We start from the raw sequence: 17502 nt of genomic DNA on the forward strand, positions 1-17502 counted from the left end.
CTCCTATTTTGCAGTGGTTATTTTCACACCACCTGGCCTATTGCAAGCGTTACAAAGAATACCCTTTTCACTCCATGTCTTCGAAATTCCCTGGCTAGCTCATCAATAGTACTGCCGGTTGTGTAAATGTCATCAACAAGGATAATACACTTAAATTCTACATCATTTTTACTTATATTAAAAGCTTTTTTCAAATTAGAACGCCTTTGTGATGCGTCCAAAAGCTTCATGGGAACCGTATCACGGACCCTGGATACGATATCATTTCTGACAGGTATGTCAAATTCTTTCCCCAGTGCCCGTGCAAAGGTTTCAGCCTGATTATATCCACGTTTTCGCTGTTTTTTCTTATACATTGGTACAGGAATGATGGCATCCGCATTCATGCTGCAAATGATTTCCTCAAGATAATCCCTCGCCGCTTTTGCATAAAAATCAGCATATTCTCTTCTTCCCGAATATTTAAATCTGTATATTGATCCTGATATGGATCTGTACCTGAAAATTCCAAAGCCCCCTGTCAAAATAGTGCCTTGTCTTCTCACAATCAGGACATAACTCTTTATCAGGGTCTCCCAAAGGCTTTCCGCATTTCATGCAGATATCTTTTCCTGCAGGCTTAATAATTCTTCTGCATTCAGGATGTATGAGCCCTTTACCTCTCCCGACAATATCATCGCATACAGGACATCTTCTAGGATAGAGAATTGATATTACCCCCTCCTTTAGCTCATTAGTCCGCACTCATAACCTCCGTAATTCTGGTTCTAAGTCCCGTATATCTTCTGAGCTGTTCTTCATTCTCAATCATCGTATCCACAGTTTCCTTATTTCCAAGTATCACTACACATTTTTGTGCTCTAGTTACAGCCGTATACAGAAGATTCCTGTTAAGCAGCATCCTCGGTCCTCCAAGAAGAGGTAATATAACTGCCGGATATTCCGATCCCTGCGATTTATGTATTGTTATGGCATAGGCATGCTCAAGATCATCCAGATCAGAGAAGGGATACGTAACGCGCCTTCCCTCATCAAATTCAACCACCAATTCCTTCATGGCGGTATTTATCTCTTTTACAACTCCCATATCGCCATTAAAAACACCGAGACCTTTTTCAACTGCTATGCCGTATTTTCCGCATATTTCCCACTCGGCCTGATAGTTGTTATGTATCTGCATGACCCTGTCGCCGACCCTTATCACCCTGTCGCCATGAACATATTCCTTTTTATGCTCATCAGCAGGGTTTAAATATCTCTGCAGAACCGCATTAAGAGTCTGTGCCCCAAGTGGTCCTCTCTTCATTGGCGTAAGCACCTGTATATCACTGCTGGAAGCCTCCACATACCCCGGGAGCTTATCTCTTATAAGCTCAATCATGTGCTTATATATGACATCAGCGTTATCTCTTTTAAGGAAAAAGAAATCTCTGCTCTTATTGTCCATCTTTATCTGATTTCCATCCTTAATCTTATGAGCATTCATTACGATATCACTCTGCTGAGCCTGTCTGAAAATTCTCTGAAGAGTTATAGTTGTGAACACTCCGCTCTCTATAAGATCATGTAGGACCTGTCCCGGTCCCACACTTGGAAGCTGCGAGCTGTCTCCCACAAGTATAAGGTGTGTTCCAGGAAGGATAGCCTTTAACAGCGCAGCAAAAAGATGCATATCCACCATTGACATTTCATCGATTATGATAGCGTCCGCCTCTAATGGATTATCGGAGTTCTTTTCAAAATGAATTCTTGCCCTGTCAGTATTATCGTCTGATAAGCCTCCTCCCACTCCCAGAAGTCTGTGTATAGTATACGCCTCATATCCGGTTGCTTCCTTCATTCTCTTGGCAGCGCGCCCCGTAGGCGCAGCCAGGAGTATCTCCATCTGTTCTTCCGCATAATATTCTATTATGGTGTTAATTGTTGTGGTTTTTCCTGTTCCCGGTCCTCCTGTAATTATAACCACACCATTCTTTGCACTTGCTGCCGCTGCCTTTCTCTGCAAATCATCAAGCTCAATATCACGTTTCTGTTCAATTTTCTTAATTCTTTCAAGAAGAGCCTTATCCGAAGTATCCGATACCTGCAGATTCAATTCCTTTAACATAACCGCAATAGCCTGCTCTTCATAAAAAAACGAAGATGCATAAACTTCATTTTCTCCCCGGTAGATAAGCTTCCTTTCTACCATGAGATTATCCATCTGAAGTGCAACATTATCCTTCTGAACGCCCAAAAGCTGAACACATTTTGTTAAAAGCTCTTCTTTTGGCAAAAAACTGTGCCCGTCAGCAGAGGCTTCCAGCAGAACATACAGAATTCCGCTTCTTATTCTATAGTCTGAATCAACGCTTATTCCGACTCTTGCCGCTATTTCATCAGCGGTCTTAAAACCTATTCCTTCGATATCATCAGCCAGTTTATAGGGATTTTCCTTTAATATCCTATAGACCTGCGCACCGTATTTTTCATATATCCTTACCGACATATTTCCGGTAATTCCATACCCGGACATAAAAACAAATGCATCACGCATCTCTCTTTTATCAGCCAGCTGAATGGCTATGTCCCGGGCCTTCTTTTCACTTATTCCTTTTATTTCAGCAAGCCTCTCCGGCTCATCCTCTATAATCCTGAATGTATCGGCACCGAATTTTTTCACTATCCTCCTGGCCATCGTCTCTCCGATGCCCTTTATAGCACCTGATCCCAGGTATCTCTCCATGGATTCGGTATCATCCGGTACGGATATTTTATAACTGCTTACTTTTATCTGTTCCCCATAGACAGGATGCTCAGTCATATCCCCTTCAATTATCAGAGTATCTCCTTCATCCACATCCACGAAGCTTCCAACGCAGGTTATCTCCTCTCCATCCGATACAAAAACCATAACTCCGTAGGTCTTGTCAGGACTTCTGTATATAAAATGGTCTATATACCCCTTTGCTTCCATTTTCCTCCCTAAAAAATAAAAAGAGCCGCAAGCGACTCTTTTCTCAATTATTTGTTCACTTGATCATAATTTACAAGTCATAATTACGCTTCATATTCTCATACAGCATCTGCGCAAGTCCGTTACTCTGTGTATCTGCTCCGGTAGACGCAATATCCTGAATGGTCAGATCCTTGAAATAATCAACCATCTTACTCATAGATCCGGACTCATCCTTGCTGAAAACCTTTGCAGTCTTTTCATATCCCTTATAGATCTGCTCCATAAAGTATGCCTCAAACTGCTTGCAGGCATCCATAAGTTCCTTATCAACTTCAGCTTTATCCTCGTCAGTCTGAACCCGTCTCACCTTGGAAGCTGCTGAGTTTACCTTATCAGAAGCAGCCTGGCTGCTGGCATATTGTGAAATTCCGGACAAATTGTTTAAAGAATTCATATCAATTGCCATATCTTACACCCTTACTTATCTCTTAAGTCCGTTTGCTGTCTGCATCATTTCATCGGTAGTAGTAATAGCCGTTGAGTTCATCTCATAAGCTCTCTGCGCAACAATCAGGTTAACCATCTCTGTTGCCACATTAACATTTGATCCCTCGAGATATCCCTGAACTACTGTACTTCTTCTGATTCCCTGAGTTGTAGCCTCCGGAAGAGCTGCACCTGATGCCATGGTCTGCATAAAGCTTGTATCACCGATTCTTTCCAGACCTTCAGCATTTCTAAACTGGAAAAGTGCTATTGTTCCGATGTCCTGTCTCTCCTGGTTAGCATCCAGATAATACAGGTTTCCGTCAGCATCACAGGTAATATCTGATGCCTTAACTGTCTCATCGTTAACTACAAGAGCGTTACCATCGACACCCAGTACCGGATTACCCTCAGAGGTTGTAAGCTCAAGTGTATTCTGATCTGTAAGAGCCCATACAAAGTTACCGTTTCTGGTATATCTGATATTATTCTGGTTCAAATCCTGTGCATCTGTAGAATATGCAAAGAATCCGTCTCCCTGAATAGCAAATGCAGAACTTGAATCATTATCCTGCAAATTACCCTGTGTAAAAAACTGATTTATAGAGGATACTCTAACACCAAGTCCCACATCTGAATTAACAGGTGAACCGGTAGTCTGCACTGTCTTTGTTTTCAGCTCCTGATACAGAAGTGATTTAAACTTTGCACTCTGTGCCTTATAACCTGCTGAATTAACATTAGCGAGGTTGTTCGCTATGGTGTCTACATTTGTCTGCTGAGCATTCATTCCGGATGCTGCTGTCCATAAGCTTCTTACCATAAAATACCTCCTAGCGATTAAAAACCATACTTCGGCAATTAATATATCGGCTGCTTAGTTCTTAAAATTTAGACCTAAGCGTTATGGTTTACTGAACTTTTCCAAGCTGATTAACTGCTATATCTATTGTATCATCTTCTGCCTGCATTGCCTTGGAATTAGTTTCATAATTTCTCTGAATCGAAATTATATTTACCATCTGGTCTACAACACTGACATTAGATGACTCAAGGTACCCCTGATTAACAGTTGCGTTGGCTTCAGCAGCTGTTGTGGAAATCACCTGCGCCCCACCATCACCTATGATAAAAGCATTATCCTGATATCTCTGCAAAAGCTGAGGTGAATCAAATCGTGCAACCTGTATTGTCGCAACTTCATTTAGATTTTGAACAATTCTGCCATCCTGCATAATTGTTGAATCCATTGATGGATCAATCTGAATGGGATTATTATTGACATCCAGGACATAATTACCCTCGCTGGTGACCATATAGCCCTCCTGCGTCAGGGTAAAATTACCGTCTCTGGTATATTTGATAAGCTGTCCTCCGCCATCAGGGTCATCTGAGGCGAAAGAGGTAGCAAAGAAAGCATTGCCACCTGCGCCCATATTATCTTTAACCGATTGGTCATCGACATTCGGAAGTCCGTTATTAAGAGCAACATCATAGGTCTGACCTGTCTGTCTAAGGGCTCCCTGTTCGAAGTTAGTATATGATCCCGCAAGCTTTACACCCGGATTCATGAGGCCAAGTCTTCTGGCAGTCCAGGGCGCATCGGAATAGTCCTTGATCTTCAATCCCAGAAGATCACGAAACGATTGGCTCACCGAACGTTCTTCCTTAAAACCCGTGGAATTCACATTGGCGAGATTGTTCGTCTGGATATCCATGCGTTTCTGCTCGTTTACCATTCCTGTGTACGCGGTGTAAAGACCTTTAACCATATACTATCCCCTATCTGATTTTTTATTAAGAGATTACACTTCGCGATATCCTGCAAGGAACTCTACATATCTGCCGGTTCCGATAGCAACTGCTGTCATGGGATCCTCCGCAGTTACTGTATTGATGCCTGTCTTTGATGCAATCAGGTCATCCAGTCCGCGAAGAAGGCTGCCGCCACCTGTAAGAACTATTCCTCTGTCTGCGATATCCGCTGCAAGTTCCGGAGGAGTTTTCTCAAGTACGCCATGAATAGCTTCTACTATCTGCGCTGTAGTCTCACGCAAAGCCTCTTCAGTTTCCTCTGAGGACACCTTAACCGTCTTGGGAAGACCCGTTACAAGGTTACGTCCTCTGACATCCATATAATCAGCCTCAGCTCTGGGATAAGCCGCACCAATCTTAATCTTAATATCCTCGGCAGTTCTCTCACCGATAAGGAGATTGTGCTTCTTACGCATATATCTGACTATAGCTTCATCAAAATCATCGCCCGCGATCTTAACAGATGTGCTGACAACAGTTCCTCCAAGAGAGATAACGGCGATATCAGATGTACCACCACCTATATCAACAATCATATTGCCGCAAGGCTTTGTAATATCTATTCCTGCACCGATGGCAGCCGCGATAGGTTCCTCAATAATACGAACATCTCTGGCACCTGCCATAAGGGTAGCATCCTCAACCGCCTTACGCTCTACCTCTGTTACTCCACTGGGTACGCAAACAGCTATAAGAGGCTTACGGAATGTTCTGTGTCCAATCGCCTTGGTGATGAAATACTTCATCATCTGCTCGGTTACCTTGTAATCTGAAATAACACCCTGTCTAAGAGGTCTAACCGCTACAATGTTACCGGGTGTACGGCCAAGCATAAGTCTTGCATCTTCACCAATGGCTTTGATCTTCTCTGTATCCCTGTCATACGCCACAACTGAGGGCTCTTTTAAGACAACACCCTTACCACGGATGTAAACAAGGATACTTGCTGTTCCTAAATCAATACCTATGTCTGTATACTGCATGAAATCTATTACCCCTTTCTGGAAATAAGGCTAAGAGCGCATAGTCGCTCACATTAACTATTATAAAGATATAATTCATTAAGCATTATAAACCAATAGGGCAATATTTGAAACACAAAATAACAAATTTTTCATGTGCCACATTCGCGTCATAAGATATATCGGCAGCACTTTATAAAAACTTTATACTTTTTTGCAAAATTTTTTTATTTTTTCTCAAGCATCTTTTTAATATATGCCCCGGTATATGACTCCTTACACTTTGCGACCTGCTCCGGCGTGCCCTGAGTAACCACTGTTCCACCTCCGGAGCCTCCTTCCGGTCCCATATCAATGATATAATCACCTGTCTTTATAACGTCCAGGTTATGCTCTATAACAACCACAGTATTCCCTGCATCCACAAGCTCGTGAAGTATTTTCACCAGCTTCTGTACATCTGCAAAATGGAGTCCGGTGGTCGGCTCATCAAGAATATAAATTGTTTTCCCGGTACTTGCTCTTGAAAGCTCGGTTGCAAGTTTAATTCTCTGTGCTTCACCTCCGGAAAGCTCTGTTGAAGGCTGTCCCAGCTTTACATATCCCAGTCCCACATCGTACAAGGTCTTGATTTTTCTCTTTATAGTCTTAATGTTTTCAAAAAACGGCAGTGCTTCCTCAACAGTCATGTTCAGCACATCATAAATATTTTTCCCTTTATAATGAACCTCAAGCGTCTCTCTGTTGTATCTCTTTCCTCCGCAGACTTCACATGGAACGTAAACGTCCGGCAGGAAATGCATCTCTATCTTGATGATGCCGTCTCCGCCACAGGCTTCACATCTTCCTCCCTTAACATTAAAGGAAAATCTTCCCTTCTTGTAGCCTCTGGTTTTGGCATCAGGGGTTCCCGCAAAAAGATCCCTTATCATATCAAACACACCTGTATAGGTTGCGGGGTTTGACCTTGGCGTTCTGCCTATCGGGGACTGATCTATGGCAATCACCTTATCAAGCTGCTCTATTCCTTCTATTCCTTTATGCTTTCCCGGGATGCACCTTGCCCTGTTTAAATCTCTCTCAAGATGCTTATATAATATTTCATTTACCAGAGAACTTTTACCGGATCCTGATACACCCGTAACTATTGTAAGAACGCCAAGGGGGAATTTTACATCTATATTCTTAAGATTGTTTTCTTCCGCTCCTTTTACCTTTAGCCATCCTGTGGGTTTTCTTCTGTGGTCAGGAACTGCTATTTTAAGCTTACCCGATAGATACTGGCCGGTAATTGATTCCTTTACCTGCATTATCTCCTCAGCTGTACCCGCAGCAACAATCTCTCCTCCATGGGCACCGGCACCCGGACCTACGTCCACAATATAGTCCGCAGCCCTCATGGTATCCTCATCATGCTCGACCACTATAAGAGTATTGCCAAGATCCCGCAGGTTTTTCAGCGTATTAAGCAGCTTATCGTTATCCCTTTGATGGAGACCTATACTCGGCTCATCCAATATGTAGCATACCCCGCAAAGCCCCGATCCGATCTGGGTTGCAAGTCTTATTCGCTGAGCCTCACCTCCGGACAATGTTCCTGTCGCTCTGGACAGGGAGAGATAATCAAGTCCGACATCAATAAGAAATCCGACTCTGGCTCTGATTTCCTTGAGAACCTGCGCTCCGATCAGCTCCTGCTGTTTGGTAAGCTTAAGCCCTTCAAGATATTCGTGTAACTCTCCTATGGATATGGAGGTTATCTCAAATATATTCTTGTCATCAATTGTAACTGCAAGTGAATCAGCCTTCAGTCTCTGTCCTTTACATGCAGGACAGGGGGTAATTCTCATATACTGCTCATATTCAGCCTTCTGATTTTCGGAAAATGTTTCCCTGTATCTCTGCTCTACATTTTTGATCAAACCGTCAAAGGTTATAGGATATCTGCCTTCACCGCGCTGGCCTGAATAGGCAACCGTAACTTCCCTGTCAGCCCCGTGTACAAGCATGTTTCTCACTTTAGGAGTCAGCTTTTCAAAAGGTGTATCCAGACTGAATTTATATTCCTTGGCGAGAGCCCTGAGTACAGCATTGGAAAAACTGCCTTCCTTATTGGAAGACTGCCATCCCATTACCTGAAAACATCCTTCATTTATGGAAAGGGATTTATCAGGAATCATAAGATCTTCATCGAATTCCATCTTGTATCCCAGACCTGTACACTCAGGGCATGCACCAAAGGGATTATTAAAGGAAAAGCTTCTGGGTTCAATCTCTGAGATACTGACTCCGCAATCAGGACACGCAAAGCTCTGGCTAAAGTTCATTGGCTTTCCGTCAATAACATCCACAGTCAGAAGCCCTTCCGCAAGATTAAGAGCACTCTCAATAGAATCTGTAAGTCGTCCTCTAAGCTCATCCGTATCTTCCCTTATAACCAGTCTGTCCACAATTATTTCAATATTATGCTTGATGTTTTTATCAAGCTTAATCTCTTCGGAAAGATCATACTGGCTGTCATCTATCCTTACACGGACAAATCCCGCTCTCTTAGCTCTATCCAGAACCTTGGCATGTTCTCCCTTTCTTCCTCTTACAACAGGTGCAAGAATCTGAAATCTGGTACCCACGGGAAGCGACAGAATCTGATCAGCCATCTCATCAACTGTCTGTCTTCTGATCTCACGCCCGCAATTAGGACAATGCGGAACACCTATACGTGCATACAGAAGTCTGAAATGGTCATATATCTCCGTGACTGTTCCGACAGTTGATCTGGGGTTCCTGTTTGTCGACTTCTGATCAATGGAAATCGTCGGTGACAGGCCTTCTATTTTTTCAACGTCAGGCTTATCCATCTGTCCCAGGAACATTCTTGCATAAGAGGATAGAGATTCCATATATCTTCTCTGTCCCTCTGCAAAAATTGTATCGAAGGCGAGCGATGATTTTCCGGATCCGGACAGTCCGGTAAAAACAGTTAATGTATCCCTTGGGATATTGACTTTGATGTGCTTTAAATTATGCTCATTTGCTCCGCGGACACGGATGTAATCGTGGATGTCTTCGGAGAGAATCTTCTTTGCGGTTGTATTTTCTTTAGTAAAGTGTGTTGTTTCTGTCATTTGTATTTGCCCTCATCCGTCAGCTTCGCTGACACCTTCCCCCAGAGGGGGAAGGCTTTAACATTACCTATCCTACCCCTCAGGGATAGACATTATTTTCTTTACCCTTATCCTGCCTTCCCCCTCTGGGGGAAGGTGTCAGCGAAGCTGACGGATGAGGGTTATTTTCCTCCGATAACCTCAAGCAAATGCTTCTTCAGATCAATCATCTGATCCCTGAGCATGGCTGCCGTCTCAAAATCAAGCTCAGTAGCAGCACGTTTCATACGCTTCTCAACATCAGCAATTACCTTCTCAAGCTCCTTCTTATCCATTGATTCAGGATCTTTTTCAAACTGAACCTCCTGCTTAGCAACAGCCTTGGTAACACTTATAAGATCACGTACAGCCTTGCGAATAGTCTGAGGAGTTATTCCATGCTCTTCATTGTATGCCTGCTGAATCTTCCTCCTGCGCTCGGTTATCTCAATGGCATTTTTCATTGAATCGGTCATGTTGTCAGCGTACATGATTACATGTCCGTCAGCATTTCTCGCAGCTCTTCCGATAGTCTGGATTAGCGATGTCTCGGATCTGAGGAATCCCTCTTTGTCAGCATCGATTATTGCCACAAGGGAAATCTCAGGAATATCAAGACCCTCTCTGAGAAGATTGATTCCCACAAGCACATCAAAAACATCAAGTCGCATATCGCGTATTATCTGTGCTCTCTCCAAGGTATCTATATCCGAATGCATGTATTTAACTCTTATACCGGTCTCAGCAAGATATTCTGTCAGATCCTCCGCCATCTTTTTGGTAAGGGTTGTAATAAGCACCTTGCTGTTCTTAGCAGTCTCCTTGTTTATCTCCGTAATAAGGTCATCAATCTGTCCCTCAACCGGTCTGACGGAAATCTCAGGATCAAGCAGTCCTGTAGGTCGTATTATCTGTTCAGCTCTTAAAAGCTCATGTTCTGCCTCGTATGGGCCGGGAGTAGCAGAGCAAAACAGCATCTGGTCAATATGTGTCTCAAACTCCTCAAAGTTAAGCGGTCTGTTATCCAGTGCAGAGGGCAGTCTGAACCCGTAATCTACCAGAGTAGTCTTACGCGATCTGTCGCCATGATACATAGCGCCTATCTGCGGGATAGTCATATGTGACTCATCCACAATTATCAGAAATTCTCCGTCAAAGAAGTCCATCAGCGTGAGCGGCGGTTCCCCGGGCTTGGCAAAATTAAGATGTCTTGAATAATTCTCAATACCTGAACAGAATCCCGTTTCACGCATCATCTCAACATCAAAGTTAGTGCGCTCTGCGATTCTCTGTGCCTCAATGAGCTTATCTTCACTCTTAAAAAACTTAACCTGCTCATCAAGCTCAGCTTCAATATTCTGACAGGCAAGATTTATCTTTTCCTGCGGAACCACATAATGAGAAGCAGGATAAATCATAACGTGTGACAGCTCATTTTTAATAGTTCCCGTCACAGGCTCAACCTCACAGATTCTGTCTATCTCATCGCCAAAAAGCTCTATACGGATGAGATAATCATCAGCCTGGGCAGGAAAAACCTCAATCGTATCCCCTCTGACGCGAAAATTACATCTGCCAACATCAAGATCATTTCTTGTATACTGAATAGCTACAAGATCCTTAAGAATCTGGTCCCGGCTTCTCTCCATGCCCGGCCTTAATGATATTGACATCCCCTTGAATTCATCCGGACTACCCAACCCATAAATGCATGACACACTGGCAACAACAATAACATCCCTTCTCTCGGTAAGAGATGCTGTCGCAGAGAGTCTCAGCTTGTCTATCTCATCATTTATCGCCGAGTCCTTGGCAATATAGGTATCAGTCTGAGGTACATACGCCTCGGGCTGATAGTAGTCATAGTAGGATACAAAATATTCAACCGCATTATTTGGAAAAAATTCCTTAAACTCACCATACAGCTGCCCCGCAAGAGTCTTATTATGACTTATTACAAGGGTTGGTTTGTTCAAGGCCTGTATTACATTTGCCATGGCAAATGTTTTTCCCGATCCGGTAACTCCCTGCAGAGTCTCAAACTGATTCCCGCTCTTAAATCCGTTAACAAGTTTTTCTATAGCCTGCGGCTGGTCTCCGGTGGGCTTATACTCTGATTTCAGTTCAAAATGATCCATGAATTTTCCTTTTCATCTTCCGAACATATTTTCGATATCTCTTAATTCTAACATATGGTTTATAAAAACTCAATCGTGTCATATGTTCTTACTATATCAATAAAAACCTCGTTATTCTCCTTACATTTTCCATCTTTATAAGGAAACTTTCCCATAAACTTTTTATTAAATATTTTGATAGGAAAATTATTTTTTCTGACACTGATACTCATAAGATCTTTTCTTATATCGTATGCGCTCAGATACCTTTCCGCACAGCTTGGCATACAGCATCTGTCCACTATTCCCTTCATTTCACCCGCAAATCTTTTTGATACTATAGCTTTACCCAAAAGCCTCTCCATAGTTTTTCCAAGCTGATAGATATCAACCTGATAGCTTTCACTCCCGAGTCCTCCATATTGTTCCGGAGCCGCATAGCTTTTCGTTCCGGCAGGAAGAGATTTTCCCTTCCGCTTATTTTCCACAGAGAAATCATCAAGTATTTCTGCAGTTCCAAAATCTATCAGATATAATCTTCCCCTATCATCAATCATTATATTTGAAGGTTTTATATCCCTATGTATAACCGGAGGATTTAGTCCGTGCAGCCTTACAATGAGGCTGGTAATATCCACAAACAGCGACCTGAGTTCCTTTTCTGACATCTGTCGTATATCCATCGCACCAATCGTTCTTCCCGGAACAAATCCCATAACGAGCGCTCCATCTTTCTCACAAAAGTAACAGGGTGCATCCACAAAACCTGCGTCGCACAGATATTTAAGAACTCTTCCCTCATTCGTTAGCTGCATATAGGAAGCTTTGCTATTACCTGACACTCTTTTTACAACACACTCTGTTTTATCCTTACCCAATAATCCTTTAAGGATCTCACCATTACCGCCGCTTCCAATCCTATGCGTTACATTTATTTCATACATAAAGCCGCTGCCGTTACAGGTCTCTCCTCTCCCCTGCTGCAAAGAAGCTTTTTCAGATATTCAATATTTTCCTGCATGGCCTCATTATCAACACACATCTGCGGGCAAAGTCTTTTATGCATATCAGCTCCCAGCTGTCTGTCATAAAAAGACCTGGTTCCGGCAATCAGCGTACTTCCTTCCGATAATCGTCCCGAGGCATAATAATAATCTCCGAAATCCTCTCCTTCTTTTTCACAGATAATCTCCTCAACTCCCATTCTGCCTATCCTGACCACCTTATTTTTCCCGCGGTTCATGATGTGATAGTTAATACCTTTTAAGACCAAAATTGTAATATCAGGCGTTGCCTTTCTATGAAAAACTCTCCCTTTTCCAAATTTGTCAAAAAGTATCGTGAGCCTGTTTTCGATATCCTCCGGCGATTTATATACCATCTTCTCAGCTGTTCGTATCACCTTATCATTTAATTTTGCATCTGATTTTTGAGCACTTAAAACCATTACTACTACATCAGAGCGACTTTTTGTATGAATCCCTTTAACCATTAGACCATCATTATTCAATTTTTCTCCCGGCTCACGCAAAGTGGCCGCATAGTACTCCATTTACTACACATCCTTTCAAATAAATATTTCAAACTTTTAATGGAATAAACATCCGGTGAAACCGGACATTGAATCAGAAATAAAAACATAAATGAATATATCTCAGAAGATTAAATTTGTAAAGCATTTTTTCATATGGATATTTGCCAAATACTTTTTCTTATGACTTCTTGGGTAAAAAACAAACGGGTAGAGCTAATTCCATTAACCTCTACCCGCAATTGTTATATTCTGTTTATTACAAGCCCTTACGCTGCATCATCAAGTGCCGAACCGGCTTTTTTTAATTCCTTTTTTATAATCTCAATAGCCTTGTTAAGCTGATTGTCTGTACCATCCTCATTGTACTTTTGACTATCAAGTGCAATCTCAACATCAGGAGTAATTCCTACGCCGTTTATGTCATTCCCATTAGGTGTAAAGTAATTGCTTATTGTAAGCTTTACGGCTGTTCCATCAGAGAACGGGAAAATTCTTTGTACAACTCCTTTCCCATATGTTGTCTCACCAACGATTATACCAACGCCATAGTCCTTTATTGCACCTGAAAGAATCTCTGAAGCACTCGCTGAATATCCGTTTACAAGAACCACAACCGGAATGTCGATTTCATTCTTTCCGTCACACTCATAATCCTCACGATTACCGTCCCTGTCCACAGTATAAACTATATCGCCTTTTGGAAGAAGCTCACGTGCTATATCACAGACAGCTGCAAGACTTCCACCGGGGTTTGATCTAAGATCAAGGATAAGTCCAACCATTCCCTTGGATCTGAGTTCCTTCATACCCTCTTTGAACTGTTCCGTGGTTACGGAATCAAATTCTGTAATTCCCAGGTAACCAATATCATCTTCAAGCATTGTGGTATTAACAGTCTGTGCTTCAACCTTATCGCGGCTAACTTCAAACTCAAGATAATCAGATTCACCCTCACGATAAATTGTGAGCTTGACCTTCGTTCCTATCTCACCTCTTATCATACCTACAACTTCTGTAAGTGTCATGCCCTGAACGCTTTCATCAGCAACCTTATAGATTACATCATTAGCCTTAAGGCCTATTTTCTCTGCAGGGGAGTCCTTGATAGTACCTGTAATTCTCGGAAGATTCGTATCCTTGTCCATGCTGACATAAGCTCCGATACCGTAATAAATTCCCTGCGTATCAGACATCAGATCCTGATATTCTTCAGGTGTATAGTACTCGGAATAGGGATCGCCAAGGGAAGAAACCACACCTTTATAAATTGCATTGGCCTCTGCATCCCTGTCTATCTCAGTCTTGTAATAATACGTTCCTATTGCATCCTCGATTACTTTTACCTTCTCGATTGTACTATCGGTCATGGCTGTTTCGGAGTTGGTAATTTTTCCCTGAACAGGCGCAACTGCGAATCCCTTGATTCTGACCACCAGGAAACCTACTCCAACCAGAAGTGCTGTACAAAAAAATCCCATTATCAGTCCGACAAAGAGCATACCCAGTCTGTTATCTTTTTGCTCCATAATTCTTCCTTTCGCCTCAGCTTAATCATTCCTGAATAATATGGAATAACTACTATTATTTCAAATAGTTCCAAGGACTTACATAATTTCCGTTCAATCTTACTCCGAAATGGAGATGTGGTCCTGTTGATCTTCCTGTTGATCCGACAGCTGCTATTTTCTGTCCTTTGGACACTTCCTGTCCCGTAGAAACACTTAGAGAAGACGCATGCATATAAATCGTAAACAAACCACTTCCATGAGATATCATAACATAATTACCCATAGTAGAATTATATGCTGCCGCAACAACTTTTCCATCATAGGCAGCAAGTATAGATGAGCCACTGGGAGCGGCAAAATCCACACCATTATGCATTTTCTGAATTCCCAGGGTAGGGTGCATTCTCATTCCAAAATTGTCTGAAATTCTTGAATATGACGGACATGGCATAGCAAACATTCCTCCGTCATATTTTCTTGCATTCTGAGCAGCAAGTTCCTTTTTTTCAGCCTCAACCGCCTTTTCCAGAGCAGCGATAGTCGCGTTTTCCTCAGCAATCTGCTTCTCATACTCAGCGATTGCCGCCTCTTTGTCCTTGATATCTCCGGCTATACTGTTGACTTCCTTATTCTTTTCAACAATAAGGTTCTGAAGATTTTCCTCTTCAATTACCACACTAGCCTTTGCCTCATCAAGAGTCTTCTTCTCTTCCTCAAGCGCTTCCTTGGTCAGCTGAGTCAGCTCCGTATGCTCAATGTACTCATTCAGCTTTGCCCTGTCATAAGCTGACAGTTCTTCAATGTACTCAGCTTTATTCAGCATTTCCGAAAAGCTTCCTGCCTCAATAAAAAATTGAATATACAGGTCGTTTCCCTTTTCATACATGAAGCGAATTCTCTTTTTCATCGCCTCGTACTGCTCGTTCTGAATACGCACAGCCTCTTCAAGCTCCGCTGTGGTCTCCTCGATACTTTGCTCCTTCTCGGCTATCTTCTGAGTAAGGTCATCAATCTTTTTTTGTATACCCTCAAGATTAGCATCCAGCTGTGTTATATAGCTATTTAAGTCCGCTTTTTCTTTTTCCAGTGACTTCTTCACATTCTGAAGATCCGTCAGGGAGTTCTTCATAGAATCCCTTTCCTTCTTCGCACTTGAAATCTGACTCTCCTTCTGTTTGATGCTCTCAGATGTAACTTTAGCCTTCACATGAATAGAACAGTGCTCAGATAAAATTTCAAATGCGAAATCCCTGCTCCGGACATGGTCTCTGAAATCAAAAGAAACTGTGCCCGCAAGCAGGCACAGAACCATGACTACCCCAATTATTCTTTTTCCGATTCCTCTGCTGTCCAAAATATAGCAGCCTCCCAAATGCTCTTTTTATACGTGTAAGTGCTTACGAACAGTTGTAACACTTCCAAGGAAGCCAATTCCCACACCAATAAGTATTGAAATGGGCGTAAGCGCTTCGAATATCTTTCCAACAGGAAGAATATCCAATATAGAATTGAGCATTGAAAATCTTACTGCCAAGAATTCTGCTGCCTTGTTATAAACAAAATAAATAATAACCAGCGGTATAAGCGAGCCTATAAGGCCGATTATGATACCCTCTATTACAAACGGAGCACGAACAAAAAAGTCTGTAGCACCTATGTATTTCATGATATTAATTTCTTCTTTTCTTACAGAAATACCGATTGTGACAGTATTGCTTATAAGGAAAATGGAAACCAGCAGCAGTATAGCAATTATTCCAAGTGAAACATATGCTATAAGACTGTTTATTCCACTAAGCGTAGATGCGGTAACCTCTGATCTGTTAACCATTCTGACGCCATCAATAGACTCCAGATAGGTAACCACTGCAGGCTGCATGGATACATCATTCAGATATATCTGCAGGTTGGCCGAATCTTCAAGCGGGTTCTCGGTAAAGCCATCTGCATACTCTCCAAGATAATCTGTTTTAAAACTATCCCATGCATCCTGGGCAGATATGTAATCTACCCTGCTAACTTCAGGTCTTTTCTCAATAAGAGCCTTCGTCGCCAGAATAACATCCTCGCTTGTGCCCTCATTAAAAAATACAGTGACCGACACCCCTTCCTCAGCAGTCTGAACAACATGCTGAAAGTTAGTAACTATTGAATAAAATACACCGAACAAAAACAGGCAGGCACTGATTGTTGCTATAGACGCAAGCGTATACCATCTGTTTCGCCTAAGGTTCTTAAAGCCCTGTCCCAGTGTATAAAATAAACTACTCATCCTCATCGTGATATTCACCCTCTTCTTCGTCGTGAATCACGACGCCTTTTTTCATAGTAATAACGCGCTTATGCATCGCGTTAACGATCTCCCTGTTATGAGTAACAACTATGACTGTTGTACCATTCGCATTTATCTGTTCCATGAGCTTCATAATTTCCCAGGTATTATTAGGATCAAGGTTACCTGTAGGCTCATCTGCAAGCAGTATTTCAGGTCTGTTCACGATAGCTCTTGCAAGAGCAACTCTCTGCTGCTCACCACCTGCAAGCTGAGTAACCTTACTTTTGTACTTTCCTGCAAGTCCCACCATAGCCAGTACCGAAGGAACATTCTTCTTGATATCCCTGGTGGATTTCTGAATTATTCTCTGCGCAAATGCAACATTCTCATATACATTTCTGTCTTTTAGCAGACGGAAATCCTGGAAAACTATCCCCAGTTTTCTCCTGAATTTCGGAATGTTTCTGTGGCGCATTCTGCCAAGATCCTGCCCCATGACTGTTATTGTTCCGTCAGTGGGAACAAGCTCTCTCAAAAGAAGCTTGATCAAAGTAGATTTACCCGATCCGCTGTCTCCTACTATAAAAACAAATTCACCCTTCCTGATATGAAGGGTGACTCCATTTAAAGCTGGTGCGCCCGTCGAATATGATTTGGTCACGTTATCAAGCGTGATTATATCATCAGCCAGATCGACACTGACTGAGCGCTTTCTCCTGTTAAC

General features: G+C 42.3%; 15 protein-coding genes. All 15 read right to left on the reverse strand.

Translation table 11 applies throughout. The features are described from left to right. Window positions 1-23 precede the first annotated feature (23 nt). Window positions 24-545 (reverse strand): ComF family protein, encoded by a 522-nt coding sequence (locus G602_RS28490; RefSeq protein ID WP_155829663.1) that lies wholly within the window; start codon window positions 543-545, stop codon window positions 24-26. Continuing rightward, window positions 463-744, reverse strand: a complete 282-nt coding sequence (locus tag G602_RS30835; protein ID WP_049945003.1) for a double zinc ribbon domain-containing protein — start codon at window positions 742-744, stop codon at window positions 463-465. Before G602_RS30835 ends, G602_RS28490 begins: the two co-directional genes overlap by 83 nt. Then, window positions 734-2956, reverse strand: a complete 2223-nt coding sequence (gene recD2 / locus G602_RS0102125) for an SF1B family DNA helicase RecD2 (RefSeq protein WP_026657437.1) — start codon at window positions 2954-2956, stop codon at window positions 734-736. The genes G602_RS30835 and recD2 overlap by 11 nt, the downstream gene beginning before the upstream one ends. Window positions 2957-3026: 70 nt before the next feature. Then, complete coding sequence (locus G602_RS0102130; RefSeq protein WP_026657438.1) at window positions 3027-3404, reverse strand: hypothetical protein; 378 nt, start codon at window positions 3402-3404, stop codon at window positions 3027-3029. A gap of 15 nt (window positions 3405-3419) precedes the next feature. Further along, window positions 3420-4247 (reverse strand): flagellar hook-basal body protein, encoded by an 828-nt coding sequence (locus tag G602_RS0102135; RefSeq protein WP_026657439.1) that lies wholly within the window; start codon window positions 4245-4247, stop codon window positions 3420-3422. A gap of 88 nt (window positions 4248-4335) precedes the next feature. Next, window positions 4336-5196 carry a flagellar hook-basal body protein gene (locus G602_RS0102140; RefSeq protein WP_026657440.1) on the reverse strand — a complete coding sequence of 287 codons (861 nt, stop codon included), beginning with the start codon at window positions 5194-5196 and terminating at the stop codon, window positions 4336-4338. Window positions 5197-5229: 33 nt separating this feature from the next. Next, window positions 5230-6222: a rod shape-determining protein gene (locus tag G602_RS0102145; RefSeq protein WP_026657441.1), complete on the reverse strand. Its 993-nt coding sequence runs from the start codon at window positions 6220-6222 to the stop codon at window positions 5230-5232. Window positions 6223-6428: 206 nt separating this feature from the next. After that, window positions 6429-9326 (reverse strand): excinuclease ABC subunit UvrA, encoded by a 2898-nt coding sequence (gene uvrA, locus G602_RS0102150; RefSeq protein ID WP_081675799.1) that lies wholly within the window; start codon window positions 9324-9326, stop codon window positions 6429-6431. A 161-nt stretch (window positions 9327-9487) separates the two neighbouring features. Then, the gene (gene uvrB / locus G602_RS0102155) at window positions 9488-11482 is read right to left on the reverse strand and encodes an excinuclease ABC subunit UvrB (RefSeq protein ID WP_026657444.1); all 1995 of its coding nucleotides are present in this window, start codon (window positions 11480-11482) and stop codon (window positions 9488-9490) included. Between the two features lie 59 nt (window positions 11483-11541). After that, window positions 11542-12405, reverse strand: a complete 864-nt coding sequence (locus tag G602_RS0102160; RefSeq protein WP_026657445.1) for a serine/threonine protein kinase — start codon at window positions 12403-12405, stop codon at window positions 11542-11544. Then, window positions 12393-13013, reverse strand: a complete 621-nt coding sequence (locus G602_RS0102165) for a hypothetical protein (protein ID WP_026657446.1) — start codon at window positions 13011-13013, stop codon at window positions 12393-12395. Before G602_RS0102165 ends, G602_RS0102160 begins: the two co-directional genes overlap by 13 nt. Before the next feature lie 248 nt (window positions 13014-13261). After that, window positions 13262-14521 carry a S41 family peptidase gene (locus G602_RS24825; RefSeq protein WP_049945004.1) on the reverse strand — a complete coding sequence of 420 codons (1260 nt, stop codon included), beginning with the start codon at window positions 14519-14521 and terminating at the stop codon, window positions 13262-13264. Window positions 14522-14576: 55 nt separating this feature from the next. Further along, window positions 14577-15857, reverse strand: coding sequence for a murein hydrolase activator EnvC family protein (locus G602_RS0102175; protein ID WP_049945005.1), 1281 nt, complete (start codon window positions 15855-15857; stop codon window positions 14577-14579). A gap of 27 nt (window positions 15858-15884) precedes the next feature. Next, window positions 15885-16781 carry a permease-like cell division protein FtsX gene (gene ftsX, locus G602_RS0102180; RefSeq protein WP_026657448.1) on the reverse strand — a complete coding sequence of 299 codons (897 nt, stop codon included), beginning with the start codon at window positions 16779-16781 and terminating at the stop codon, window positions 15885-15887. After that, window positions 16768-17457: a cell division ATP-binding protein FtsE gene (gene ftsE / locus G602_RS0102185; RefSeq protein WP_026657450.1), complete on the reverse strand. Its 690-nt coding sequence runs from the start codon at window positions 17455-17457 to the stop codon at window positions 16768-16770. Before ftsE ends, ftsX begins: the two co-directional genes overlap by 14 nt. Window positions 17458-17502: the final 45 nt, after the last annotated feature.

Source organism: Butyrivibrio sp. AC2005, from assembly GCF_000424145.1.
Taxonomy (GTDB): Bacteria; Bacillota; Clostridia; order Lachnospirales; family Lachnospiraceae; genus Butyrivibrio.

Bases quoted from the DNA above. Each gene is read 5' to 3' on its own strand.
- recD2 (WP_026657437.1), bottom strand. From the start codon at position 2,956: ATGGAAGCAAAGGGGTATATAGACCATTTTATATACAGAAGTCCTGAC.
- G602_RS0102130 (WP_026657438.1), bottom strand. From the start codon at position 3,404: ATGGCAATTGATATGAATTCTTTAAACAATTTGTCCGGAATTTCACAA.
- G602_RS0102135 (WP_026657439.1), bottom strand. From the start codon at position 4,247: ATGGTAAGAAGCTTATGGACAGCAGCATCCGGAATGAATGCTCAGCAG.
- G602_RS0102140 (WP_026657440.1), bottom strand. From the start codon at position 5,196: ATGGTTAAAGGTCTTTACACCGCGTACACAGGAATGGTAAACGAGCAG.
- G602_RS0102145 (WP_026657441.1), bottom strand. From the start codon at position 6,222: ATGCAGTATACAGACATAGGTATTGATTTAGGAACAGCAAGTATCCTT.
- uvrA (WP_081675799.1), bottom strand. From the start codon at position 9,326: ATGACAGAAACAACACACTTTACTAAAGAAAATACAACCGCAAAGAAG.
- uvrB (WP_026657444.1), bottom strand. From the start codon at position 11,482: ATGGATCATTTTGAACTGAAATCAGAGTATAAGCCCACCGGAGACCAG.
- G602_RS0102160 (WP_026657445.1), bottom strand. From the start codon at position 12,405: ATGTATGAAATAAATGTAACGCATAGGATTGGAAGCGGCGGTAATGGT.
- G602_RS0102165 (WP_026657446.1), bottom strand. From the start codon at position 13,013: ATGGAGTACTATGCGGCCACTTTGCGTGAGCCGGGAGAAAAATTGAAT.
- G602_RS24825 (WP_049945004.1), bottom strand. From the start codon at position 14,521: ATGGAGCAAAAAGATAACAGACTGGGTATGCTCTTTGTCGGACTGATA.
- ftsX (WP_026657448.1), bottom strand. From the start codon at position 16,781: ATGAGGATGAGTAGTTTATTTTATACACTGGGACAGGGCTTTAAGAAC.